The 24,329-nt window shown below is 70.2% G+C and carries 24 protein-coding genes; 12 read left to right on the top strand and 12 right to left on the bottom strand.

The annotated features are described in order from the left end of the window. Nucleotides 1-30: 30 nt before the first annotated feature. From rpsO to WMR31_RS09550, 6 genes are all read right to left on the bottom strand, one after another. Nucleotides 31-306: a 30S ribosomal protein S15 gene (rpsO, locus tag WMR31_RS09575; protein ID WP_340538578.1), complete on the bottom strand. Its 276-nt coding sequence runs from the start codon at nt 304-306 to the stop codon at nt 31-33. 195 nt (nt 307-501) lie between these two features. After that, complete coding sequence (locus WMR31_RS09570) at nt 502-1,605, bottom strand: WD40/YVTN/BNR-like repeat-containing protein (RefSeq protein ID WP_340538577.1); 1,104 nt, start codon at nt 1,603-1,605, stop codon at nt 502-504. Nucleotides 1,606-1,627: 22 nt separating this feature from the next. Then, entirely contained in the window at nt 1,628-2,455 is an 828-nt protein-coding gene (locus WMR31_RS09565) for a Cof-type HAD-IIB family hydrolase (protein ID WP_340538576.1), read from the bottom strand. 13 nt (nt 2,456-2,468) lie between these two features. Beyond that, entirely contained in the window at nt 2,469-3,596 is a 1,128-nt protein-coding gene (locus WMR31_RS09560) for a cysteine protease StiP family protein (RefSeq protein WP_340538575.1), read from the bottom strand. Further along, nucleotides 3,596-4,804, bottom strand: a complete 1,209-nt coding sequence (locus tag WMR31_RS09555) for a phosphoribosyltransferase family protein (RefSeq protein ID WP_340538574.1) — start codon at nt 4,802-4,804, stop codon at nt 3,596-3,598. Before WMR31_RS09555 ends, WMR31_RS09560 begins: the two co-directional genes overlap by 1 nt. After that, entirely contained in the window at nt 4,801-5,970 is a 1,170-nt protein-coding gene (locus tag WMR31_RS09550) for an HpcH/HpaI aldolase/citrate lyase family protein (protein ID WP_340538573.1), read from the bottom strand. The genes WMR31_RS09555 and WMR31_RS09550 overlap by 4 nt, the downstream gene beginning before the upstream one ends. A 187-nt stretch (nt 5,971-6,157) precedes the next feature. Here WMR31_RS09550 and WMR31_RS09545 point away from each other — a divergent pair, with 187 nt between their 5' ends. The 6 genes from WMR31_RS09545 to WMR31_RS09520 all read left to right on the top strand — a co-directional run bounded on the left by WMR31_RS09545 (nt 6,158) and on the right by WMR31_RS09520 (nt 10,394). Then, entirely contained in the window at nt 6,158-6,733 is a 576-nt protein-coding gene (locus tag WMR31_RS09545) for a TerD family protein (protein WP_340538572.1), read from the top strand. Between the two features lie 36 nt (nt 6,734-6,769). After that, a complete protein-coding gene (locus tag WMR31_RS09540) occupies nt 6,770-7,078 on the top strand; it encodes a DUF3099 domain-containing protein (protein WP_340538571.1) in 309 nt (102 codons plus the stop codon). Between the two features lie 118 nt (nt 7,079-7,196). After that, nucleotides 7,197-7,781: a hypothetical protein gene (locus tag WMR31_RS09535; protein ID WP_340538570.1), complete on the top strand. Its 585-nt coding sequence runs from the start codon at nt 7,197-7,199 to the stop codon at nt 7,779-7,781. Nucleotides 7,782-8,032: 251 nt separating this feature from the next. Beyond that, the gene (locus WMR31_RS09530) at nt 8,033-8,650 is read left to right on the top strand and encodes a hypothetical protein (RefSeq protein ID WP_340538569.1); all 618 of its coding nucleotides are present in this window, start codon (nt 8,033-8,035) and stop codon (nt 8,648-8,650) included. An 89-nt stretch (nt 8,651-8,739) separates the two neighbouring features. Next, the gene (locus tag WMR31_RS09525; RefSeq protein WP_340538568.1) at nt 8,740-9,966 is read left to right on the top strand and encodes an HNH endonuclease signature motif containing protein; all 1,227 of its coding nucleotides are present in this window, start codon (nt 8,740-8,742) and stop codon (nt 9,964-9,966) included. A gap of 23 nt (nt 9,967-9,989) precedes the next feature. Further along, nucleotides 9,990-10,394, top strand: coding sequence for a VOC family protein (locus WMR31_RS09520; RefSeq protein ID WP_340538567.1), 405 nt, complete (start codon nt 9,990-9,992; stop codon nt 10,392-10,394). A 17-nt stretch (nt 10,395-10,411) separates the two neighbouring features. Here WMR31_RS09520 and WMR31_RS09515 read toward each other — a convergent pair whose 3' ends face one another. The 6 genes from WMR31_RS09515 to WMR31_RS09490 are packed head-to-tail and all read right to left on the bottom strand — an operon-like array spanning nt 10,412 to nt 17,133. Further along, a complete protein-coding gene (locus tag WMR31_RS09515; RefSeq protein ID WP_340538566.1) occupies nt 10,412-11,863 on the bottom strand; it encodes an aminobutyraldehyde dehydrogenase in 1,452 nt (483 codons plus the stop codon). A gap of 13 nt (nt 11,864-11,876) precedes the next feature. Then, on the bottom strand, nt 11,877-13,256 hold the full coding sequence (locus tag WMR31_RS09510) for an NAD(P)/FAD-dependent oxidoreductase (RefSeq protein ID WP_340538565.1): 1,380 nt from the start codon (nt 13,254-13,256) through the stop codon (nt 11,877-11,879). Between the two features lie 14 nt (nt 13,257-13,270). Further along, nucleotides 13,271-14,329, bottom strand: coding sequence for an ABC transporter ATP-binding protein (locus WMR31_RS09505; protein WP_340538564.1), 1,059 nt, complete (start codon nt 14,327-14,329; stop codon nt 13,271-13,273). After that, nucleotides 14,322-15,146: an ABC transporter permease gene (locus tag WMR31_RS09500; RefSeq protein ID WP_340538563.1), complete on the bottom strand. Its 825-nt coding sequence runs from the start codon at nt 15,144-15,146 to the stop codon at nt 14,322-14,324. Before WMR31_RS09500 ends, WMR31_RS09505 begins: the two co-directional genes overlap by 8 nt. After that, entirely contained in the window at nt 15,143-16,021 is an 879-nt protein-coding gene (locus WMR31_RS09495) for an ABC transporter permease (RefSeq protein WP_340538562.1), read from the bottom strand. The genes WMR31_RS09500 and WMR31_RS09495 overlap by 4 nt, the downstream gene beginning before the upstream one ends. Further along, the gene (locus WMR31_RS09490) at nt 16,018-17,133 is read right to left on the bottom strand and encodes a polyamine ABC transporter substrate-binding protein (protein ID WP_340538561.1); all 1,116 of its coding nucleotides are present in this window, start codon (nt 17,131-17,133) and stop codon (nt 16,018-16,020) included. The genes WMR31_RS09495 and WMR31_RS09490 overlap by 4 nt, the downstream gene beginning before the upstream one ends. Before the next feature lie 192 nt (nt 17,134-17,325). Here WMR31_RS09490 and WMR31_RS09485 point away from each other — a divergent pair, with 192 nt between their 5' ends. From WMR31_RS09485 to WMR31_RS09460, 6 genes are all read left to right on the top strand, one after another. Continuing rightward, nucleotides 17,326-17,946, top strand: coding sequence for a TetR/AcrR family transcriptional regulator (locus WMR31_RS09485; RefSeq protein ID WP_340538560.1), 621 nt, complete (start codon nt 17,326-17,328; stop codon nt 17,944-17,946). Between the two features lie 15 nt (nt 17,947-17,961). Continuing rightward, nucleotides 17,962-19,272, top strand: a complete 1,311-nt coding sequence (locus WMR31_RS09480; RefSeq protein ID WP_340538559.1) for a nucleotide disphospho-sugar-binding domain-containing protein — start codon at nt 17,962-17,964, stop codon at nt 19,270-19,272. Nucleotides 19,273-19,285: 13 nt separating this feature from the next. Then, nucleotides 19,286-20,251, top strand: coding sequence for a hypothetical protein (locus tag WMR31_RS09475; RefSeq protein ID WP_340538558.1), 966 nt, complete (start codon nt 19,286-19,288; stop codon nt 20,249-20,251). A 90-nt stretch (nt 20,252-20,341) separates the two neighbouring features. Beyond that, nucleotides 20,342-21,823, top strand: a complete 1,482-nt coding sequence (locus WMR31_RS09470; RefSeq protein WP_340538557.1) for a flavin monoamine oxidase family protein — start codon at nt 20,342-20,344, stop codon at nt 21,821-21,823. A 28-nt stretch (nt 21,824-21,851) separates the two neighbouring features. Next, nucleotides 21,852-22,790: an SIS domain-containing protein gene (locus WMR31_RS09465; RefSeq protein WP_340538556.1), complete on the top strand. Its 939-nt coding sequence runs from the start codon at nt 21,852-21,854 to the stop codon at nt 22,788-22,790. Next, complete coding sequence (locus WMR31_RS09460) at nt 22,787-24,238, top strand: aminotransferase class I/II-fold pyridoxal phosphate-dependent enzyme (RefSeq protein WP_340538555.1); 1,452 nt, start codon at nt 22,787-22,789, stop codon at nt 24,236-24,238. The genes WMR31_RS09465 and WMR31_RS09460 overlap by 4 nt, the downstream gene beginning before the upstream one ends. Nucleotides 24,239-24,329 lie beyond the last annotated feature (91 nt).

The raw sequence follows: 24,329 nt of genomic DNA, 5'->3' as shown, positions 1-24,329 counted from the left end.
CCACCCGAGGGGTGGATCCCGACGACGGCGTCAGCGGCGCAGGCCGAGGCGCTCGATGATCGAGCGGTAGCGCTCGATCTCGGTCTTCTTCAGGTAGTTCAGAAGCCGGCGGCGCTGGCCGACGAGCAGCAGCAGGCCACGACGGCTGTGGTGGTCGTGCTTGTGCTGCTTGAGGTGCTCGGTGAGGTGGGCGATGCGGTGGCTGAGCAGCGCGATCTGCACCTCGGGAGAGCCGGTGTCGCCCTCGGCGATGGCGTACTCGGCGATGATCTTCTTCTTCGTCGCTGCGTCGGTCCCGACGGACATGGCGGCTCCTCTTCTTCTCTTCGCTGCGCGGCGCGCCGGGGCCTGTTCTCCCGGGCACTCTGGATCCGCGGCCGTTTCACGGCGGTCAGGCGAGTGTCAATCGATCAATGGCGTCGTCCCACGTGGGACGGACACCACAGGCTAACGCGCAGGCGCGGTGGCGCCCAAACCCGCGAGATCCCCACCCGGCGAGGGTCAGGCAGGCGCGTAGGACGCCGCCCGCACCGCCATGACGTCGGGCAGGTTGGCCGCCACGGTCCGCCAGCCGGCACCGGTGTCGGCACCGGCGTCGGGGTTGCACCACACGGCGCCGTTGCGGGCGCCGAGGTAGAGCCCGACCCGATCGTGGTCGTCGGCCGTCATCGCATCGCGCATCACGCCGACCCAGAACTGCTCCGGGAGACCGTCGGCCAGCGGCTCCCAGGTGGATCCGGCGTCGCGGGAGCGCCAGACCGCAGCCCTCGCGTCGGCCGGGTAGCGGCGGTCGCTGCCCAGCAGCGGGAAGACGTAGACGGTCTCGGGGTCGTGGGGGTCGACCACGATGGGGAATCCGAACTCGGCCGGCAGCCCGGCGGCGATCGACTCCCAGGTCCCGCCGTGGTCGTCGGAGCGGTAGACGCCCCCGTGGTTCTGCAGGAACAGCCGCTCCGGCCGGTCGGGGTGACGGGCGATCTTGTGCACGCACTGGCCGAACTCGGGGTACTGCTGGCCCTCGGGGTAGAACTCCGCGCGCAGGCCGACGTTGCGCGGTGCCCAGGTCCGGCCGGCGTCGGCGCTCTGGTAGACGCCTCCGGAGGAGATCGCCACCGTGACCGAGTCGGGGTCGCTGGGGTGCGGCAGGATCGTGCGGAACGCCTGGCCGCCGTAGCCGGCACCCCACTGCTCGCGATGTGGGTGCTCCCACAGTCCGCGCACCAGCGCGAAGGTCCGTCCTTGATCCTCCGAGCGCCACACCGCACCCGGCTCGGTGCCCGTCCAGACGACGTCGGGCTCGAGGCCGGGCGTGAGCTGCCAGACCCGCTCGACGGCGTCGCCGCTGCCCTCGTCGAACCGGATGCCGCCGCCCGGCGTCTCGTGCCAGGTGACGCCGAGGTCGTCGGACCAGCGCACCTGCGGGCCGAACCACGGCGACGACGTCCCGACCAGCAGCCGGGGTGCCCCGCCGCGGGTGTCGATCATGCAGGAGTAGACCTCCTCCATGTCGTGATGAGGTCCGGTGAGCCGCCAGTCGGCACGCTCGTCGTCGGACGTCGCGATCCACAGTCCCTTGCGGGTACCGATCATCACCACCGTTGGCATCGGATCCTCCTGGTCCGGCGCGTCAACCGGTTGCGGGCGCGCCTGTTCTCGAACTCAGACCGGTCGAGCTCGTCGAACTCATCGCGGTCCCGGTGAGCTCGGCGAGCCACAGGGCGATCTCCTCGCCGGCCAACACGCCGGTCGCCTCGGTGAGCGGGCCGTCCCAGCCGTGGGACTCCAGGTACGCCTCGCGCGGCACCAGCGCGTGCCGCGCCAGTCGGAGCATCCCCTCGTCGAGCAGGGAGTCGCCGGCGGCCGCGACCAACTCGTCGTCGGCACGCTCCAGCAGACGGGTCAGGCCGGACTCCTTGGTGAGGACGTCGGGCATCGCGTAGACCTTGGTCTGCTCGTGGGTGAGGCGCCAGCCGTCGTCGGCCGCGATCTCCTCGAGCTCGGCGACCCACTCGTCGGGGACGGGGTCGCCGGTGAGCAGGAAGTAGCCGAAGTGGCCGTCGGCGTCGCGGAGCCCGCGCACGTGCGGCGCCTCCGCGAGATGACGCACCCGATCGGCGAACTCGGCCATCGGCCGGCGCTGCGCGACCAGGTCCGCGGTGGATCGGGCGTGCTCGGCGTCCGGCTCCCCGTCGACCAGGAGCGCACCTCCGTTGAGGCACAGGATCTGCCGGTAGCGAGGCAGGCGCAGCCGCAGGACCTGGTCGGGCGTGCGTGTCGTGCACAGCACGAGCTCGCCGGTGACGGCCATCGCCTCGAGCGCGGCGTAGGCGGGCTTGGTCACGAACGCCCAGTCCCGGCCCTGGAGCACCTCGAGGCATTCCAGGTCGGCCGGCGGCACGTCACCGAGTCGTTTGTGGGACCACAGCAGGGTGCGGTCGATGTCGGAGGCGAGCATCGGGCTCCTCGGATCAGGATTCGGTCTGGGCGAAGCGCGGATGGATCAGTCCCATGCAGGAGAAGGCGAGGTCGTCGACCACCTCCACCGGGACGCCGCGCTGCTCGGCGAGCAGCTCGACGTGGCCGAGCTCGTGACGCCGGTCGGGACGCACCAGCACGCGCCAGGGCACGCGGCGCAGCAGCACGCGGGTGGTCTCCCCCACGCCCGGCTTGACCAGGTTCACGTCGCCGATGCCATAGCCGGCGCTGACCTCCTCCACGGCCTTCCAGCCCGACCAGGTCGGCGACCGGTCGGCGCCCAGGAGGCGGGCCGCCTGTGCGCGCGCCTCGGGGGCGACGTCGTCGAAGTGGGACTCGACGACGTCGAGATAGCGCCGGGACACATCGCCCGGGGCGAGCTCGGCGTAGAACTTCGCGCCGTGGAAGTCGTCGGGGCCGATCAGCCGGTCGTTCAGCACCGTGCGCGACACCAGGCCGGAGACGGTGGAGTTCAGGCAGGCCGAGGGGATCAGGAAGTCGTCGCGGGTGCCGTAGACGTCGGTGCTGCTGCCGGGGTCGGCCAGCACGGCCAGCGACGGGTCGAAGCGCACGCCGAGGCTCTGCTCGGCCTCGATGCAGGCGGCGGTCAGCTCGCGCGAGATCGCACCCTTGCCGGTCCAGCCGTCGACGAACACGACGTCGGCGGGGTCGTGGTGCTCGGCGAGGTAGCGCAGCGCGACCGTGTCGAGGCCCCGTCCGCGCACGATGGACATCGTGTAATGGGGCAGGTCGAGACCGAGCCGCCGTGCGTAGCGGCGCAGCAGGATCCCGATCGGGGTGCCGGCGCGGGCCAGGGAGACCAGGACGGCGTCCCGGCCGCGCAGGTCGACGATCAGGTGCACCAGCACGGCCGCCGCGAGGGCCACCCGGCGCGACTGCTCGGCCAGCGCCTTCTCGAACAGCGCGGTGTACTCCGCGCTGGGCTGGTACTCGACCGGCAGCGACTCGGCGTAGTGCGCGGTGCCGGCCTGGATCGCGGCCTCCCGCTGCTCCACCGGCGCCTCGAGGTCGGCGTCGCTGAGGTCCTTGAGCAGCCAGGTGACGTCGTCGGCGGCATAGGAGCCGAACGCCGGTCCGGACAGTGGTGTGGGGAGCGGCATCAGGCGCCCACCCGCACCACGACGAGCTTGTCGCACAGGGTCCGAAGCGCAGCACGAAGCTCGGCGGCGCCGTCGGCGGGGGTGGCGTCGTCGAGGACCACCACGATCGCGTCGAAGCGGCCGGGCTCGAGGTTGTAGGCGAACCTGGGGACGTCGTCGTCGACGCCGTCGTGGGCCGCGAACGTGATGCCGTGACGGATCGCGTAGCCCTCCTCATCGCGCACGACCACGGGCGACCGGGTCGTCGAGGACAGCGTCACGGTGGTCGCCGGGCGCGATGCCTCGAGGTACTCCGCGATCCGCTGCGGGAGGTACATCAGCTCCTCGGTGCCGAGCACGTGCACGGTGCTCGCCCCCGCGACCTGTCGGCCGACCTCGGCGCCGAGGTCGGCGACCGCGGCCTCGAAGCCCTCCGCATCCGCCGAGCCGAGACCGTGTCGTCCGCCGGTGGCGACGTCGGGCGGCCAGGACTCGGCGACCGTGGTCTCCTCGGCGTGGTCGGGGCCGGGCTCGCCGAGCGGCTCGACGGCGGCGACCGCCTCCCGCACGAGATCGTCGGGGTCGCCGTGGGTTCGCACCTCGCCGTCCATCAGCGCGACGAACCGGATCGAGGTGCCGAGCTCGGCGGCCACCTTGTCGGCGTAGGCACGGGCGTCGTCGGGTCGCAGGTCGAGGAGAGCGGCGACGACGTAGGCCGGCCGCGGTGAGATCGCGTGCAGCTCGCGCACGGTGTTGAGGATCGTGCGTCCTGTGGTGAGCTCGTCGTCGACCAGCACCAGCGGACCGGATCCGGTGAGCAGTCCGGGATCGCCCGGCTGGAGGCGATGGGTGGTCGCGTGGCTGTGCTCCTCCTCGAAGCTCAGCGCCGATCCGCCCGGGCGGCGAGTGGAGTGCAGAGCGGTGGCGCCGAGCGCGTCGGCGACCAGGTGCCCCAGACCGGTCGCGGTCTCGGCGTAGCCGATCACCAGGTCGGGCCGCACGCCGTCGAGCGCGCTCTCGACCCGGGCGCCGAGATCGGCGCCGACCTGGCGAGCCACCGACGGCGTGACGGGGATGTGCTTGGCGAGCACCGTGGAGACGACCAGATGCACACGCTTGGGATTGCGGCGCACCGCGAGACCCACCAGATCGTGCGCGGCCTCCTCGGAGTCAGCGAGGAGCTCCACCCCTGCGTGCTGGATCACCCATGCGCCCGACCAGACGGTCATCCGCGGTCCTCCTCGGTGGCTGCGGCGAGCAGATCGACGAAGCTGACATCGGGCTGCGCGACCCCGAAGGCATCCGCGCGGAACATCAGCTGCTGCGCCCACGCCAGGTGGGGGTTCGCCTCGTTCATCTTGTTCCGGTACGACGAGCGGGTCACTCCCCCGCCGCCCTGCTTGGCGGAGACGACGCCGAGGGCGTCGTCGTACTCCTCGTGGCTGACCACGGCGAGTGCGTGCACCACCGGGACGTGGGTGGGGTGGATGACGGTCTTGCCGATCAGGCCGTTGGCGCGATCGAGGAGCACTTCGCGGATCAGGCCGTCGAGGTTGCGAGCCAGCAGCCGCGCGCGCAGCTCGCGGTCCTCGCTCCGGGCGAACGGCGACTCGCGCAGCTGCGGCTTGAAGATCCGGTCGGGAGCGGTGAAGTACTCCCAGACCGGCCCGGTGACCGCGTGACCGCCGGGGCGCCCAAGCACGTTGACGACGTCGGTGACGGCGCTGGCGATGAGGCGGACGTCGTAGATGGTCAGGTCGCGCGGACGTCGCAGGGCGAACACCGAGGCCATGTCGGTGGCGCCGATCCGGACCGCCAGCACCCGGTCCGGATGCTTCGACAGCACCTCCTGGATGCCGAGCAGCTCCTCGATCCGGGACTCGTGGTACATCACCTCGGGCGTCTCGATGACCGGCATCATCATCAGCCGCCGGCCCACGGTGCGCTCACAGTGGGCGACGGCGTCGAGGTACTCGGCACCGCCGGCCGAGGAGAACTTGGGGAGCACGAAGCCGTCGATGATCGCGGCCGCCTCGCCCAGCAGGCGGACCAGGCGCGCCGGCTGGTCGGAGGAGCGGACCCGCACGAACAGCAATGGCAGGTCGGTACGGCCCTCGGCGTAGAGCGCCGTGAGCTCCTCCGCGACGTGGTTGACGGCGTACTCGACGGCGCTGTCGGGGATGGCGTCCTCGAGGCAGATCACGCAGCTGGTCGAGCCCTGTTCGGCCACCCGGACGACGTCGGCCGCCAGCTTCTCGCGGGTCGCGGGGATGTAGAGCGTGGCGCCGAGGCCATGGGCGAGCAGGTCGAGCGGATCGTCACGGCCCAGGTCGATGGGCTCCTTGAAGAACAGCTGGGCCCGATCGGTCGGGTCGAGGAAGTGGAAATGGCGCATCCGGGCAGTGCCGTCTCTCGTCGAGGGCGAAGCGGCCTCTCAGCCGTTCGGGGTTCGGATCAGGATAGGTCGGCCAGGTTTCGGGCCACCCATTCCCGAGTAACCTCCCCACCAACGCGCGGCGTACACGCGCCGGCGTCCACGTGCCCAGCCATAGTCCATTCACCACGACCTCAAGGAGTCCCACATGCCCGTTTCGCTGTCCAAGGGTGGCAACGTCAGCCTCACCAAGATGGCCCCCTCGCTCCAGTCGGTCCGTGTGGGCCTCGGCTGGGACGCCCGGACGACCGACGGCGCCGACTTCGACCTCGACGCCACCGCCCTGGTGTGCGGCGAGGGCGACAAGGTGCTGAGCGACCAGCACTTCATCTTCTACAACAACCTCAACTCCCCCGAGGGCACCGTGCGTCACAAGGGCGACGTCCGGGACGGCGCGGCCGAGGGTGACGACGAGACCATCGAGGTCGACCTCGCGCAGCTCACCCCGCAGACCGACAAGGTCGTCTTCAACGTGACGATCCACGAGGCCGACACCCGCGGCCAGAGCTTCGGCCAGGTCAAGAACGCCTACATCCGCGTCGTCGACACCTCCAACGACACCGAGCTCGCGCGCTACGACCTCTCCGAGGACGCCTCCACCGAGACCGCCATGGTCTTCGGTGAGCTCTACCGCAGCGGCGAGGAGTGGAAGTTCCGCGCGATCGGCCAGGGCTACGCCTCCGGCCTGACCGGCATCATCAGCAACTACGGCGTCACCATGTGACCTGCTCTGCTCCTCTGGCGCGCCGTCGTCCCTTCCATGGGGACGGCGGCGCGTTGGTTTCTGCGGCGTCTGCCGCGGGGGTGGCTCGGGCGGCGTGGCAGTGTGGAGACGATGAGACGTGGCCAGCGCTTCACCATCAGTGAAGTGCCCCGATCGCAGGCTGAGCGCCTGCGCCGGAGGAGACGTTGGTACTTCGCGCTCATGGGTCTCTGCCTCGCGCTGATCCTGCTCGCCTGGAACCTCGTGCGGCTGTGGTCGACGACTGCCGCGGTGGTGATGTCGGCCATCGCCGCGGTGATCCCGCCGATCGCCGCGATCATCGCGAACTGGGGCGAGGACGGCTGAACGCCCTGCCGACGCGGCCGCGTCCGGCTTTCCACAGGCACGTCTCTGGTCATTCCCGACGCCGTGAAGGCGGGGTAGGTTTCCCGACAGACGCCGGTCACTCGGGAAGGACCACGCGATGCGACCACCATCCTCGGCACTCCTCCTACCCACCGTCCTGCTCGTCCTGGGCGGGCTGAGCGCCTGCAACGGTGACCCGGAGCCGAAGATCGCCGATCCGACGTCGAGTTCGCCCTCGTCGGACACCTCCACCACCGGCGGCGGTCCGACCAACAGCCCACCGCCGAGCGATCCTCCGACTTCGGAGCCGCCGAAGTCGGCCCGCGCTGCGAGAGCCGCTGCGATCCGCGAGTGGTCGAACGAGTCGTTCGAAATGCAGCGCAGTGGTGACAGCACCCGCTTTCGATCACTTTCACATGGCTGTGAGTCGTGTGATGTCCTTGCTGATCGTGTCGATGACGTCTACGCGTCGGGTGGTCGGATCACCGTGGAGCCTTTCGCAATACGAGGCCTAAAGCAGATTGCTGCTACCGGTCCTACGTTCATCTACGAGTACACGCTCAACTCTGGAGAGACCGTCATCTACAACCGATCTGGAAAGGTTGACGAGCGGTTCACCGGTGGTCGCGAGCGGTTCCAGATGAACCTCCGCCAACTCGACGGACAGTGGAAGGTCACCAGCCTGACTCGGATCGCGCAATGAAGGCGACGCGAATGGCGGCCGGCTTGTGCGTGCTACTGGCGATCACGTTCGCGCCAGCGAGTTTCGCCGACAGTGGAGGAAAGTCGGGAGGCAAGGGTGGGGGAAAGGGCGGCGGTCAACAGGGAGAGTCGACAGCGTCCGGCACCCTGGTCGGAGCGTCTGCGAGTACGAGCCACCCCACCGGAGCCACTCACGGCGACACAGCATCAGTCGGCAGCTACCCGTCCGCCTCGGAAGACCCTCCGACCTATGTGCCCATCTGCTCACTCGGCGGGCAGTACGTCTGCTACGAACCGGAACCATGCGCCGAGGTCGGCCCCGACGGCGAGACGTACACCGGCCTATGGAACGCGATCGTCGTCGACGGCGAGGTGGTCGGCAGAACGTGCATCACCGACGCGCCCGGCGAACCGGCGGTGGCTCCGGTGGTGACCCCAGGCATGGTCGTGCGCGCCTTCCGCTCCCTCACCTGGCCGGCCAGCGAGCTGACCATCCAGCCGCCCGGTGGGAAGACCGCGGTCAACTTCGACACCTACTACTTCACCGACAACACCACCCCACGCACCCAGACCGTGCAACTCCTCGGCCAACAGGTCACCATCGAGGCCACACCAGCCCAATACACCTGGCACTACGGCGACGGCACCACCGACACCACCACAACCCCCGGCGGCCCCTACCCCACCGGCGACGTCATCCACCAATACCTCCGCAAAGGCCAGGCCTCCCCCAGCCTCGACACCACCTACACCGGCCGCTACCAGGTCAACGGCGGCCCCTGGCACGACATCCCCGACTCCCTCACCGTCCCCGGCACACCACAACAACTCGCGATCATCGAGGTCCGCCCCACCCTCGTCGGCTACTGATCTACGTCGCGCCGGAATTTCTCCACAACCCCGTGGTTGAGCGGGATTCTCGACCCAAAACTGTCGGTGGCGAGTGCTTGAGTAGACCCATGAGCAGGCACCACGACGACCATGGCGGCTCGGGCGCGACCCACCCGGTCGCCACGTTCGTCGCCGGCCTGGAAGCCGCACTGAAAGATCTGGTCGACGTCCCGGTCTGGTCGCTCGACGGCGAGAGCACCGACGACCTCCTCGCCCGAGTGATCGGCGCTCGCGCCGGCTTGGCTGAGCTCGAGGCTCGCCTGATCACTCACGCCGAGGCGATCGACCGCCCGGGCAGCATCGGTGCCCGCTGGACCAGTGCCTGGCTCCGCCGCTTGGTCCCGCTCACAGCAGGCGAAGCACACCGCACCTCCCGGCTCGCTCGTGAGCTCGACACCCACGAACAAACCAGGATCGCGGCCGCAGCAGGCCGCGTCTTGCCGGACCAGGCGCAAGTGATCGTCGCGGCGGTCGACGAGCTCGACCCCGAACACCGCGACCTGGCCGAGAAGCACCTCATCGCAGAAGCGCAACATCACGACGCGAAGGCGCTCAAGATCCTCGGCCGCCGCATCCTGGAGGTCATCGACCCCGCCCGCGCCGACGCACACGAAGCCCGCCTGCTCGAGACCGAAGAAGCCCGCGCCCGGAAGCACACGACGTTCTCGATGTACGACGACGACCAAGGCCTCACCCACGGCCGGTTCACCCTCCCCGCCGCCCAGGGTTCGATGCTCCGCAAAGCCCTCACCGCCCTCGCCGCACCCAAACACGTCCGCGCCACCGACGGCGCCGGGGCTTACGACCACGAGAAGCCGACCCCGCAGAAACTCGGGCAGGCGTTCGCCGAGTACGTCGAACGGTTCCCCACCGAACGGCTCCCCAAGGCCGGCGGGCTCAACGCCGCCGTCATCGTCACCATGACCCTCGACACCCTCCTCGGCGGACTCGAAGTCGCGCACCTCGACACCGGGGTAGACCTCTCACCCGGTCAGGCACGCCGGCTGGCGTGTGAGGCCGGGATCATCCCCGCGGTCCTCGGCAGCCCCAGCGAGGTCCTCGACCTCGGCCGCACCCGCCGGTTCCACACCCCAGCCCAGCGCCTAGCGATCGGCCTCGAACAGCAGCACTGCCAAACCCCCGGCTGCGAGACCCCCGCCGCGTACTGCCACGTCCACCACGCTCACTCTTGGCAAGACGGCGGCGACACCAACACCCAGGACGCCCGACTCCACTGCCCCTTCCACCACCACCAACTCCACGCGAGCGGCCAGGCGCACCCGATCCGCAGATAGGCAACCGCGATACGTTCGCGGGCGTGACCGACGCACGGATCGGAGGCATCCACCACATCGAACTGTGGGTGCCCGACTTAGGACGCGCGACCGCGGAGTGGGGCTGGCTGCTGACCGAGCTCGGCTACCAGATCTTCCAGGACTGGCCGGGCGGACGCAGCTGGCGGCTGGACGGCACCTACCTCGTGGTGGAGCAGTCACCCGACCTGCGCGGCGAGGCCCACGACCGGCTGCGTCCCGGACTCAACCATGTGGCGTTCCATGCCGGGGATCGAGCGCGGGTGGACGCACTGACCGACGCCGCCGGCGCACACGGCTGGGCCCTCCTGTTCCCCGACCGGCACCCGTACGCCGGCGGCCCCGAGACCTACGCCGCCTATCTCGCCAACACCGACGGGTTCGAGGTCGAGCTCGTGGCCGACGAGTAGCCGACGAGCGCGCGGCCCTACGCCGGACGGAACGAGTCGTGCACCGGCGGCGCGTCGTGGCGCAGCATCACGTGGTGGGTGACGGTGTATTCCGCGAGCGACTCCTGGCTCATGTCCTTGCCGAAGCCGCTGGCCTTGACGCCGCCGTGAGGGGCCTCGGAGGCGATCGGGAGATGGTCGTTGACCCACGTCACCCCGGCATCGAGGTGGTGCGCGACGCGGAGGGCACGCTGGACGTCGCGGGTCCACACCGAGGACGCGAGGCCGTAGACGCTGTCGTTGGCCAGGGCGACCGCCTCGTCCTCGGTGTCGAAGGGCAGCACCACCACGACGGGGCCGAACACCTCGTCCTGCACGATCTCCGAGTCCTGCGCGACGTCGGTGACCAGCGTCGGCGGGTAGTAGGCGCCAGGCCCCTCGGGGACGGCGCCGCCGGTCACCACCGTGCCGCCGGCCTCACGCGCGCGGGCCACGAAGCCGTGCACGCGCTCGCGGTGCTCGGTGCTGATGAGCGGACCGAGGTCGGTGTCGTCGGCGTCCGGAGCGCCGACGCGGATCGAGGCGAGCGTGTCGGCGATGCGACCCACGACGTCGTCGTAGATCGGCCGCTCCACGTAGATCCTGGTGAGCGCAGTGCAGTCCTGGCCGGAGTTGTAGGTGGCCGCCATGGCGAGCCCGCGCGCGGCCGCGTCGAGATCGACGTCGGCGAACACGATCGCCGGCGCCTTCCCGCCGAGCTCGAGGTGGAGACGCTTGGTGGTCGCCGCGGACGCGGCCATCACCTCACGCCCCGCGCGGGAGGAGCCGGTGATCGAGACCATCGCGACATCGGGATGGGCGACCAGGGCGGCGCCGACGTCGTTGCCCCCAGCGACCACGTTGAGCACACCCTCGGGCAGGCCGGCCTCGTGGGCGATCTCGGCGAAGCGCAGCGTGGTCGACGGCGTGAGTGGCGCCGGCTTGAGGACGACGGTGTTGCCGGCCGCCAGCGCCGGGCCCAGCTTCCAGATCGCCATGATCAGTGGGAAGTTCCACGGTGCGATGCCCGCGACGACCCCGATCGGGCGGCGCACCAGCATCGAGGTGTAACCGCTCGACAGGACACCGGCCCCGCTGCCCTCCAGCGAGCGCGCGGCACCGGCGAAGAAGCGCAGGTTGTCGACGGCGAAGGGCAGCTCGCCCTCGGCGAAGACCGCGCGCGGCTTGCCGGTCTCGCGCACCTCGAGGTCGACGAGGTCGTCGGAGTCGGCCAGCGCGTCGGCCACCCGCGCCAGGATCTGGGCCCGCTCCCCCGGCGTCCGTGCGGCCCAGGCCGGGAAGGCAGCCGACGCCGCGGCGACGGCGCGGTCGACGTCAGCGGCGTCGCCCTGGACGAGCTCGGCGCTGACCTCGCCGGTGGCCGGGTCGACCAGCGCACGGGAGGCACCATGCCCGGCCTCGAAGCGACCGTCGATGAACGTTGCGTGCATTGTGCTCCACCTCTCAGGAGTTGAATCCGACGCCGAACCGGTCGAGGGTCCGCAGCAGTGCGCCGCGCTTGCCCGTGCGGTCCTCCCGGGCGAGCGCACCCCGCGTCATCTGGACGCCGAGGTAGCGGATCGGCTCCGGCGGGAATGGCACCGGCCGCTCGCTGAGGAACTCGGGAACCCGCTCCCCCTCGAGAGCATCCAGCGCGGCGGCGGCCGCGAGGCGACTGAACGCGACGCCCAGTCCGGTGAAGCCCAAGGCGTGGGCGACGTCCCCGGAACGGTCCGTGCCCACGAACGGCGTGAACCGGCTGGTGGTGTCGATCAGCCCGGCCCACCGGTGGGTGAAGGCGATGTCGCCCAACTGCGGGAAGGTCTCCTTGAACTGCGCGGCCAGCAGCCGGTGCGACGCGTCTCGCTGCTCCAACGCCGCGTCGGTGCGTGAGCCGTAGTAGTAGATCGCGTCGTAGCCGCCCCACAGGATCCGTCCATCGGGAAGCGGGCGGTAGTAGTGGAACTGGTTGCCGGCGTCGGTGAGCCCTTGCCGTTCGTCCCAACCGATCGAGGCCCACTGCTCGGCGTCGAGCGGCTCGGTGACCAGGACATGGTCGTAGACCGGGACCACGTACTTCCGCAGCCGCCGCACCGGGTTGCGGAACGCGTTGGTGGCCAGCACCACCTGCCGGGTCCGGAGCGGACCGCCCGGCGTGACCACGGCGCCCTGCTCGATCGCCTGCACCGGAGTCTGCTCGTGCAGGCGCACGCCGAGGCGCAGGGCCCAGTCGCGCAGACCCAGTGCCAGCGCGATCGGGTCGAGCAGCCCGCCGCCGCTGCGCACGCGGATCCCGGCCAGGTAGGTCGGTGAGTCGACGTCGGCGCGGACCTGCGCGGCGTCGAGCAGCGTGGCGCTCTCGCCATGCTCGACCAGGGACTCGGCCAGCGGCGCGAACGTGGCGGCCTGCGCATCGCTGGTCGCGACGATCGTCTTGCCGATCAGCCGGAGATCGGCCTCGATGCCCTCCTGGCGGACGTCGGCGGCCAACGCCGCCAGGTTCTCGCGCCCCAGGGCGAGGAGCGAGTCGATCTCCTCGGGCCACAGGGCGAGTCCGTGGGAGAGGCCGTGGGTGACCGAGTCGGAGATGAATCCGCCGTTGCGGCCGGTGGCGCCGTAGCCGACGAACTCGGAGTCGAGCAGCACGACGTCACGCGAAGGGTCGCGTCGCTTTGCCTCGATCGCCGTCCACAGGCCGGTGAAGCCCGCGCCGACGACGACCAGGTCGGCGGTCGCGCTGGTCGAGAGGGGGTCGGTGGTCGCCCCGACCCGGTGCAGGTCGTGCCAGTACGAGCCGCGGTAGGCGCCGGCAAGTGGGTCCACGGTTCCCGAGGAGATGCTCATGAGGAGGACACGCCCTACGCGACGATGCGGCCGTTGTCGGCAGTCCAGCTCACCGTGACATCGTCGCCACGCCGGACCGTCGTGAAGCCCTGCTGGGTCACCAGGACCGGCTGCCCCGATGCCGTGGGCACGCCGTCGATGGCCACTGCGATCGCGGTGCTGCCACCGCTGAACTGCGTCTCCAGCACACGTCCGGCCAGGGTCGGCGCCTTGGCGAGCCGGTCCGTGCCCGGTTCGCCGAGGACGACGTCCTCGGGGCGGACGACGAGGTAGCCACCCTCGCCGTTGCCGGGAAGGACGCCGGCGTGACCGGGCAGCACCAGCCCGTCGGGGCTCGCGGTGCCCTCGAAGACGTTGCTGCGGCCGATGAACTCGGCCACGAACCGGTTCACCGGATTGCGGTAGAGCTCTTGCGGTGTGGCGATCTGCTGCACCAGTCCCTCGTTCATCACCGCGACCCGGTCGGCCATCGACAGCGCCTCCTCCTGGTCGTGGGTGACCACGAGGAAGGCGATCCCGACCTCGTGCTGGAGACGCTTGAGCTCCAGCTGCATCTGGGCGCGCACGTTGCGGTCCAGCGCCGAGAGCGGCTCGTCGAGCAGGAGCAGCCGCGGCCGGTTGACGACGGCGCGGGCCAGCGCCACGCGTTGACGCTGGCCGCCGGAGAGCTGGCTGGGACGCCGGCGCGCCAGGCCGTCGAGGCCGACGGTGCTGATCACCTCGGCGACCCGCTCGGCGGTCTCCTTCTTGGACAGCCCCGCACGGGCAGGCCCGTAGCCGATGTTCTTCTCCACGCTCAGGTGCGGGAACAGCGCGTAGGACTGGAACATCATGTTCACCGGACGACGGTGCGCCGGCTGGGCGAGCAGGTCCTCGCCGACCAGCGTGACGGTGCCGTCGCTGGGGTCCTCGAATCCGGCCAGCGACCGCAGCAGCGTGCTCTTGCCACACCCGGACGGGCCGAGGAGGGCGAAGAACTCGTTGTCGGCGACGTCGAGGTCGACCCCGCGCAGGGCCTTGACGTCGCCGTACTCCGCCCGCACGCCGCGGACCTGGAGGAGCGCCTCAGTCATCAGTCTTGTCCGTTCGTCGCAGGGCGAGGGCTCCGGCCACGACGGCGATGATGCTGACGAGCAGCAGGATCGTGGCCAGTGCGTTGATCTCGGGGGTGATGCCGAAGCGGACCCGCGAGTAGATCTCGATGGGCAGGGTCGGGCTGTTCGGCCCGTTGGTGAAGAACGCGATCACGAACTCGTCGAGCGAGAGCGTGAAGCTGAGCAGTGCCCCGGCGAGCACCGCGGGCGCGATGGAGGGCAGGGTGACCCGCCAGAAAGTGGTGAACCAGCCGGCACCGAGATCCTGGGAGGCCTCCTCCAAGGAGCCGTCCAGCTGCACCAGCCGGGCCCGCACGACCGCCACGACGAACGCGGTGCCGAATGCGGCATGGGCGATCATCACGGTGGTGAGTCCGAGCGTGAAGCCGACCCAGGTGAAGAACGAGAGCAGGCCGATCGCGAGCACCAGGTCGGGCAGGATCGCCGGCGCCATGGCCATGGTGTCGAGCGCGGTGGAGCGCCGGTAGCGCACCAGCCCCACGGCCAGCATCGTGCCGAGCACGGTGGAGAACACCATGGCGCCGGTGGCGACCAACAGCGTGTTGACCAGCGCATGCCCGAGGTCTGCGTCGGAGAACAGCTCGGGATACCAGCGCAGCGAGAATCCCTTGAGATTCAGTGCCGATCGCCCACTGTTGAACGAGAGCACCACCACCGTGGCGATGGGGATGTAGAGGAAGAGAAGGCAGCCGATCAGTGGGATCCACAGCAGCCCCAGCCCCTGACGCTTCGCCGGACGCCGCGCGGCCCGGGATGCGGTCTTCGCGGCGCTCATCGGCGCGAGTCCACGGCGTAGCGGCGGCTGACCAGCGACTGGATGACGAACAGCGCCACTAGGAGCACCACCATGATCAGGGCGAGTGTGGCACCGAAGGGCCAGTCGCGCGCCTTGAGGAACTGGTCGCGCACCAGGTTGCCGACCATCACCGTCTTGCCACCGCCGAGCAGCTCAGGGACCACGAAGTTCCCCAGGCTCGGCACGAACACGAAGATGCAACCGGTGATAACCCCGGGCAGTGAGAGCGGAAGGGTCACCCTCCGGAAGGTCGTGAACTTGCTGGCGCCGAGGTCGGCGGAGGCCTCGGGCAGCTCGTTGTCGAGCCGGGCGACGGAAGCGTAGATGGGCAGGATCATCAGCGGCAGGTAGACGTAGACCAGGCCCACGATCACCGCGCCCTTGGTGTAGAGCAGGTCCAGACGCTCATCGACCAGCCCGAGCTTCACCAACACGTCGTTGAGCACGCCTTGGGTGTTGAGCAGCACCATCCACGCGTAGGTGCGGATCAGGAAGTTCGTCCAGAACGGGATGACGACCAGCACCAGCACCAGCGACCGCCAGCGTTCGGGCAGCTTGGCGATCGCATAGGCCACCGGGTAGCCGATGGCCAGCGCGATCACCGTCGCGGCGGCAGCGATCCCCAAGGAGCTGACCAGCACCTTGCGGAAGGTCGGCTCGAACGCCCGGCTGAAGTTGTCGAGGTTGAAGGTGTACTGGATCCCGCCGAAGCGCCCACGGTCGAAGACGGTGTAGCTGAGGACGAGCAGGACCGGGACGACGACGAAGACGATCGTGAATATCAGCCCGGGGCCCAGGAAGAACGCGCCCGCGGCGCGCCGGCTGCGGGCTCCCGTGGCCGGGGCCCGGCTCACGACGCGGTGACGTCGGTCGTGAGGTCGGTGTACTTGGTGGAGTCCTCGCCGAGGTCGACGAGCACCTCGCCCTCACCGAGCTGCTCGGGAGTCACCGCGAGCTGCGGGAACTGCTCCTTGAGCTCGGCCGGCACCAGGTCCTCCGCCGGCGCGTTCGGCACGTTGTAGTAGACGTTCTCGGTGACCCACGAGTGCACCTTGGGGTCGAGCATCATGTTGATGAAGGCGAACGCGGCCTCCTTGTTCTCCGAGCTCTTCAGCACGACCATCGTGTCCGACCACAGGTCGCTGCCCTCCTCGGGCACCGTGAACTTGATGTCGGGGTTCTCGAGCGTCCCGTAGCCGCACCAGCCGTCCCAGGCCTCGGTCATCACGGCCTCGCCCGAAATGAGCTTCTCGTAGAAGGTCGTGTCGTCGTAGCCGAGCAGGTGCTTCTTGGCCTCGACCAGCACGTCCTGCATCTCGGCGAGCTCGTCGTCATCGGTGGTGTTGACCGAGTAGCCGAGCGCCTTCTGCGCCGGCAGGGCCAGCCAGCGCTCGGTCGAGAGCATGGTGATCTTGCCGCTGTACTTGGGGTCCGGGTCGAGGATGTCGTTCCACGACGTCGGCGCCGGGTCCACCAGGTCGGAGCGGTAGCAGATCCCGGTGGTCCCCCAGGTGTAGGGCACCGAGTACTTGTTGCCCTCGTCGAAGGCCAGCTCGGTGGCCTCTGGGTAGAGGTTCTTCAGGTTCGGGATCAGGTCGTCGTGGAGCGGCTCCAGCAGGCCGGCGTCGTTGAGCGCCTGGGCGTACTGGCCGGACACGAAGGCGACGTCGATGCCCGAGTCGCCCCCGGCGGTCAGCTTGGCCATGACCTCCTCGTTCGTGGCGTGCTCGGTGGACTTCATGCTCGCCCCGGTGGCCTTCTTGAACTGGTCGGCGATGTCGTCGGGCATGTAGCCGGACCAGTTCGAGACGGTGATCGACTGCTTGCTGAGGTCTGCGTCCGCGTCGAGCTTGTCGGGCTCGGCACCGCCGGAGTCGTCGCCGCCGCACGCGGCCAGCGCCGAGACCAGGACCAGCGAACCGGCGCCCAAGAGAGCTCGGGTGGAGAACTTGCGAGTGCGGGCCATGACGCCTCCTGGCGAGCGGAATCCGTGGATGGCGGCTTACTTTGCACGCACATTCAAATTTCATCAAGGCCCATGCGCCGGAAAATTCGGGCATATCGAAAGTTTTTTGAATGGGTCTTCAACATTCGCCAGAACCGTGCCAAGGTGTGGGCCCATCGCCTCGACGCAGGGGCCTAATCACCAGGGGGTGCGATGGCGCGAGCGGCCAAGCAGACCGGCAAGCAGGCCCGTCGTGACGCCCTGGTCGGCGCGGCACAGCGAGCCATGCTCGAGCACGGCGCGGACGCCAAGCTGGTCCACGTGGCCGAGGCCGCCGGGCTGACCTCGGGGGCCGTGCTGTACCACTTCCCCGACGTCCAGGCACTGCTCCTGGAGGCCAACAGGTCCGGCATGGAGCGCTTCTACGACCAGCGGCGCGCCGCGCTCGACCAGCTCGACGACCCGGTCGCCAAGCTCGTCACCACCGTCCGCAACGGACTTCCGACCGACGGCAACGACGCCTCGGTCCGGCTGCTGTGCGAGCTCGGCGGGGCCGCCGGCCGTCAGCCGATCTACGGCGCCCTGCTCACCAGCCTCTACGACCGGCAGGTCGCGATGTACGAGGTGATCCTCGCCGAGGGCGTCGCGGCCGGCGTCTTCACCCTCAACCAGCCCTCTCGCACGATCGCCCGCAACCTGGTCGCCCTCGAGGACGCCTACGGCTACCGCATCATCGCCGGCCACCCCAACATCGACCAGGCCGCCGCCGCCGAGCTCATCCTCGACTACGCGCGCGTCTCGACCGGCCACCCGCTCGACCCCACCCACCCTTAGGAAAGGTCTCCTCCGATGAGCGACCGTCTCACCGTTCTCTTCATGCCCGAGTCCGCGCACGGACCCACCAACCAGTGCATCGGCATCGGCAAGGTGCTGCTCGACCGAGGCCACAAGGTCGTCTTCGCCGCCGAGCGCTCCTGGGAGGGCCAGCTCGCGCCGCTGGGATTCGTGGAGGCCCTGGTCGACCTCGCCGCACCCGATCCCGACGCCACCGACGAGGCGGCCGGCCAGTTCTGGATCGACTTCATCAACGAGACGGCGCCGGAGTTCCGCAAGCCGACCATCGAGCAGCTCTCGACGTTCGTACAGCCCACCTACCAGGCGCTCATCGACGGCGCCAAGTACGTCGAGCCGCAGCTCAAGGCGATCATCGCCGAGCACCGCCCAGACGTCCTCGTCGAGGACAACGTGGTCACCTTCCCCGCGCTGATGACCTCCGGTGCGCCCTACGTGCGGATCGTCTCCTGCAACCCGCTCGAGATGCGCGGCTCCGAGATCGCGCCGCTCTTCTCCGGCTACGCGGCGGCCGACCGCAGCGGCTGGGAGGAGTTCCTGGCCGAGTTCGACCGCACCCACCAAGGCAGCTGGGAGGACTTCAACGCGTGGGTCCAGGAGCAGGGCGCGCCCCCGCTCCAGCCGCGAGAGTTCATCCACACCTCCGAGCTGGCCAACCTGTACGTGTACCCCGAGGAGCTCGACTACCTCGCCGACCGTCCCCTGGACGACACCTGGCACCGGATGGACTCCAGCCTGCGCGAGACCGACGGCGAGTTCGAGATGCCCGCGGAGTTCCTCGACCGCCCCGAGGGCGCCGGCATCATCTACCTCTCCCTCGGCTCGCTCGGCGGGGCCGACATCGGCCTGCTGCAGGGCCTGATCGACGTGCTCGGCAAGACCGACCACAAGGTGGTGGTGAGCATGGGGCCGCGCGCGGACGAGATCCGCCTCGCAGACAACATGGTCGGGGCCTCGATCGTGCCGCAGACGAAGGTGATCCCCCAGGTCGACCTGGTGATCACCCACGGCGGTAACAACACCACCACGGAGTCGCTGCACTTCGGCAAGCCGATGATCGTGCTTCCCCTGTTCTGGGACCAGTACGACAACGCACAGCGGGTCGACGAGCAGGGCTACGGCAAGCGCCTGTCCACCTACGACCACACCGAGGCCGAACTGCTGGACGCCATCGACCAACTGCTCGGCGATAGCGCGCTTCGCGAGCGCGCTGCGGCCGCGGGCGAGGCGATCCGAGCCCGCAAGGGCCTGCACGTCGGTGCCGACGTCATCGAGAAGGTCGGACTGGACCACGTCGCCACTCGCTGACCGGCTCGATCCGATGGACCTTCCCTTCACCGTCGAGCCGGCCGCCGACGGCGCGCTGCTGCACCGGCGCGGTCCGACGCCGAGCAGCGCCCTGCTGGCTCACTGGGCCGACGGCGCTGCGCTGCCCGACGGGCTGCGCTGGGCACCGGGCACGCACGCGGTCGAGCGGCTCGGCCCCACGGAGCGCGTGATCGACGTCGACCAGACCAATCACTCCGTGATCGTCGACGACCGAGTGGTCGTGAAGTGGACGACGACGCCGCTGGTCGGCCCACACCCCGGCCCGGAGCGGGTGCGGCGGCTGGTCGAGGCCGGTTTCGAGGCGATGCCCGCGGTCTGGTTCCAGCTCGAGTGGCGCACCCCGGACGGCGACTGGGTGCCCGCGGCCTCCGCCGTCGACCTGGTGCCCGGAGCGAGCGACGGGTGGACGTGGTGCCTGCGCGAGGCCCGGATCGACCTCGGCCTGGTCGACGGACCATCCCGGCCGTTCGCCTCCGAGCTGGGCCTGGTCACCGCACGGATGCACCGGGCACTGGCCGACCCGGCTGACGGTCTCGTCGCCACTCACGGCGACTACCACGTCGGCCAGGTGCTGCGCGCCGAGAGCGATGCTCTCTACGTCATCGACTTCGACGGGAACCCGACACTCACGCCCGCGGAGCGAGTCGCCCACCGGCCGGCGGCCTACGACGTCGCGGGCATGCTGGTCTCCCTGGAGAACATCGGACACGTCGTGCGGCGCTACGACCCCGACGTGCCCGAGTCCGCGGTCATCGCGTGGACCGACCGAGTCCACTCGGAGTTCCTCGAGTCCTATCGGCGAGAGGCCGGCGATCTCCTCGAGGAAGCACTGCTCGCACCCTACGTCGACGAGCAGATCGACCGCGAGCTCGCCTACGCCGCACAGTTCCTGCCTGCCTGGAGCTACGTCCCAGAAGCCGCTCTGCGGCGCCGAGGAAGGATCCCCGGCGAGGCGTGAGGGCTGGCCGCCCTCCGAACGACTCGCGTGTTCCGCGCCAATGGCGCGAGCACAGCACATCCATCATTCAGCGAGGAAGAGGAGTGCCACATGAACGACCTGTCACGACGCGGTGTACTGGGAGGCGGGCTCGCGGCGGCGGCCACCTGGGCCCTGGCGGGATCGGCGTCGGGCGCTCCGGATCCCGACCGGCACGGACCCTGGCACCCACACGGGCGCAAGCACTGGGACGTCATCGTGGTCGGCGCGGGATCGGCCGGCATCGGGGCGGCCCGGCGCCTGGTCGACCAGCGGCCCGACCTGCGGGTGCTCATCGTCGAGGCCCGCGACCGCATTGGCGGCCGGATGTTCACCGACCGCAGGTCGATGGGCATCCCCGTCGACCGGGGTTGCGAACTGGTCCACGGTGGCCCCTACGCCTCGACGTACCCGTGGATCGAGCGCGCGGGGCTCGACATGCGGATGTTCCAGCGCAACTACATCAAGCTCGCCAAGGCGCCCCGAAGCTCCCCGTCGACGCAGTGGCACCAGTGGGACTCCCCGACGTCGTGGCTCTTCCCTCGCGGCATCCCGGACTCGCTGGTGCAGTACGACCGGCTCGGGGCCGCGAACCCGCTGCCGACCCCGGCAGCGGATCAGTTCGCCGACCAGTACCTGCGTGACACGCTCGGCCTCCCCGAGGGCAACTGGCCGAGCGGCCTGATCTACAACCTCACCGACGACGCCGAGCCGATGGACCACACGCCCGCCGAGTACGTCCCGGGGCTTCTCCTGGACTGCATCACCTACTCCCTGCATCCCGAAGAGGCTCCCGAGCCGGAGATCCTCGACCCCGACGACCCCGAGCACAACGACGGCGACTACAAGATCATCGGCGGCTACGACCAGCTGCTGCACTACATGGCCACCGGCGTGCCGATCGCGCTGCGGACCGCCGTCCGCCGGGTCGAGTACTCGCCACGAGGCGTCGAGCTGGCGACCTCCCGAGGCGTCCTCTTCGGCCGCCGCGTCGTCTTCGCCGTCCCCGCCGGCGTGATGCAGCGCCGCACGATCGCGTTCGCGCCCGGCCTGCCCGCCGCAAAGTGGGCGGCGTTCGACGCCTTCGAGTACCACGACATCTTCAAGTGCATCCTGGAGTTCAAGCACAAGGTGTTCACTCCCAATGGCACCGACAACTGGGGCTACGCCGAGCCTGTCGACCTGCGCCCGACGACGTTGTGGAACATGTCGATCGCCGAGCCGCGCTACCGCGGCCAGGTGATCGTGGGCTGGGAGACCGGCGCCGCGGCGGCCGAGCTGCACGCCCTCCCCCTCCGACAGAAGTACGACGCGGTGCTCGAGGTCGTGCGCAAGGCGGCCGGCGACAACGGTCTGAGGTACCACCGAGCCGTGATGACCGACTGGGCCAACGAGCCGTACTCCTGGGGGCCTTACGGCAGCGGCGGAAATGCCGCCGACATGTCGGCCACGGTCGGCGGCGTCCTGTACTGGGCAGGCATGCGCACCAGCACCGTGTCGGCTTCGTACAGTTCCGGTGTCGCCCAGGCGGACGCACTGCTGAAGGCGTTGTGAGGCCGCACCGCGGCGGAAGGAGCACTCTGTGAATCCCGAACTGTTCTTGGCCGACCTCCAGGAGAAGCCCGAACGGCTGCGAGCCCTCGATCTCGACGGCGTCTGGGACTTCGTGTCCTCGCCGTCGCGGGTCGTGCTGCTCGGCATGGGCTCGTCGCACTACGCGAACCAGGTGGCCGCGGCCCGGCTGCGCGCGGCGGGGATCTCCGCGGTGGCCGAGCTGGCCAGCAGCGACCTGCTCCCCCGGATCGGCCCCGACGACCTCGTGCTCGCGGTCTCGGCGTCCGCCGGATCGGCCGAGACGATCGACGCCGTCGACCGGCTCGTCGACGGGCAGGGCATCGACTTCGTCGCGGTGACCAACAAGACCGGACCGCTCACCGAGCGCGCCAAGCGCACGGTGCGGATGGACGCCGGCGAGGAGCGCGGCGGAGTGGCCTGTCGCTCCTTCCAGCACACCCTGGCGCTGCTGATGGAGCTGGAACGGCACCTGACGGGCGGCCCCGAGGTCCCCTTGGAGGCGGTCGCTGCGGCCAGCGAGGAGCTGCTCGAGACTGAGTCGACGTGGCGCCCGCGGCTCGAGGATCAGGTGCTCGGACCCGACGGCACCCACCTAGTAGCCCCGGCGCGACGGATCTCCTCGGCCTATCAGTCGGCGCTGATGCTGCGCGAGGGCCCACGCCTGCGCGCGGTCGGCTGTGAGACCGGCGACTGGAGCCACGTCGACGTGTACCTCACCAAGACCACCGACTACCGGATGCTGCTGTTCGGTGGCTCGAAGTGGGAGCGGCAGCTCATCGACTGGACCACCCAGCGCGGCAGCACCGTGGTCGCGGTCGGCGCCGACGTGGACGGCGCCACCGACACCCTGCGCTACCGCCACGACGACCAGGACGACGTCCGGCTCCTGACCGAGCCGCTGATCGGCGAGCTGCTCGCCGCCCGCGCCTGGCTCGCCCAGCAGTGAGCGACCCGCGCGACCCGCGGGGACTGCGCGGCGACGCGCCACTGCTCGATGCGTGGCTGAGGTTCCGGGAGGACCCGCCGACGCCGTTCACGATCCCGGGGCACAAGCAGCGCACCGACCTCGTGGGCGACGTGGTGGCCGCCGACGTTCCGCTGTATGCCGGTCTCGACACGATGAAGCTCACCGCCGGTGTGCTCGAGGATGCCGAGGCGCGAGCGGCCCGGCTCTGGGGCGCCGACCTGTGCCGATTCTCGGTCGGCGGGTCCACCCATGCCAACCAGGCGGTCGCCCTGGCCGTCCGCGCCAGTGCGGTCGAGGGCGAGCGGGTGGTCGTCAGCCGGACGCTGCATCGCTCGATGCTGCTGGGGCTGGTGCTGGCGGGGCTCACCCCGGTGTGGGTGCGGCCCGACGTCGACGCCGCGACCGGCCTCCCCCTCGGGGTCGCGCCCGAGACGGTACGGCGCGCGATCGAGCAGAATCCCGACGTCCGCGCGGTGTTCGTCGGCGATCCGTCCTACGTGGGGTCGGTGGGTGACATCGCCGGGCTCGCCGAGGTCGCGCACGCGCACGACCTGCCGCTGGTGGTCGACGCCGCGTGGGCGGCGCACTTCGGCTTCCACCCGGACCTGCCGCGGCACGCGCTGGCGCTCGGCGCCGACGTGATGATCACCAGCGTGCACAAGACGCTGCCCGCCTGGAGCCAGGCCGCGCTGGTGCTGGCCCGGACCGACCGGATCGACCCGGCTCGTCTCGACGCCGGCGTGGAGGCGACCGCGACCACCAGCCCCGCCGGTGCGATCCTCGCCAGCATCGACGCCGCCCGCGCACTGCTGGAGCGTGACGGAGCCGACCTGCTGGACACAGCGATCGCCGCCACCCGCGCAGCCCGGTCCCAACTGGCCACCGTGCCCGGCCTGCTCGTGCCCGACGGCCCAGGCGTCGACCCGCTCAAGCTGGTGCTCGTCCTGGGTGGCACCGGAGCCGACGGCAACGCCGTCGAGGCGGACCTGCTCGCGTCCGGTCTCCCGGTCGAGTCCGCCGACCGCGACGTGGTCATCGCCATCGTCTCCCTCGCCGACACCCCCGCGTCCGTGGGGACCTTGGTCGAGACCGCCACCGCCTCGATCGAGCGGCGCCGAGGCCCGGCTCGGCCGGTGGTCGAGTCGGCTGCCTACTCGGTCCGTCCACGCACGGTGATCTCACCACGCACGGCGTTCTTCTCGCCAGCCCGCGCAGTGCCGGCCTCGGACGCAGTGGGCCGGGTGTGTGCCGAGCTGATCGCGCCGTACCCTCCGGGCATCCCCGTGCTGGCACCGGGCGAGGAGATCACCCCAGCATCACTCGATGCGCTGCTGCGCGCCCGCGACGCCGGCGTCCGGATCGCCTATGCCGCCGATCCGAGCCTCGCCACGATCCGGGTGTGCGACCTGCCGGTCGCTGGAGGTTGAGCAAGCGAGCGCCAGCTGTTCTATACCGCGAGGTTGGTGACACCGGGGGTGCGGGTGACTGGGGGTCTTCCGGCTAGTGCGGTGTGGGGTC

Source organism: Nocardioides epinepheli (genome assembly GCF_037936805.1).
Lineage (GTDB): Bacteria > Actinomycetota > Actinomycetes > Propionibacteriales > Nocardioidaceae > Nocardioides.
This window is presented reverse-complemented; position numbering and strand designations above follow the sequence as displayed.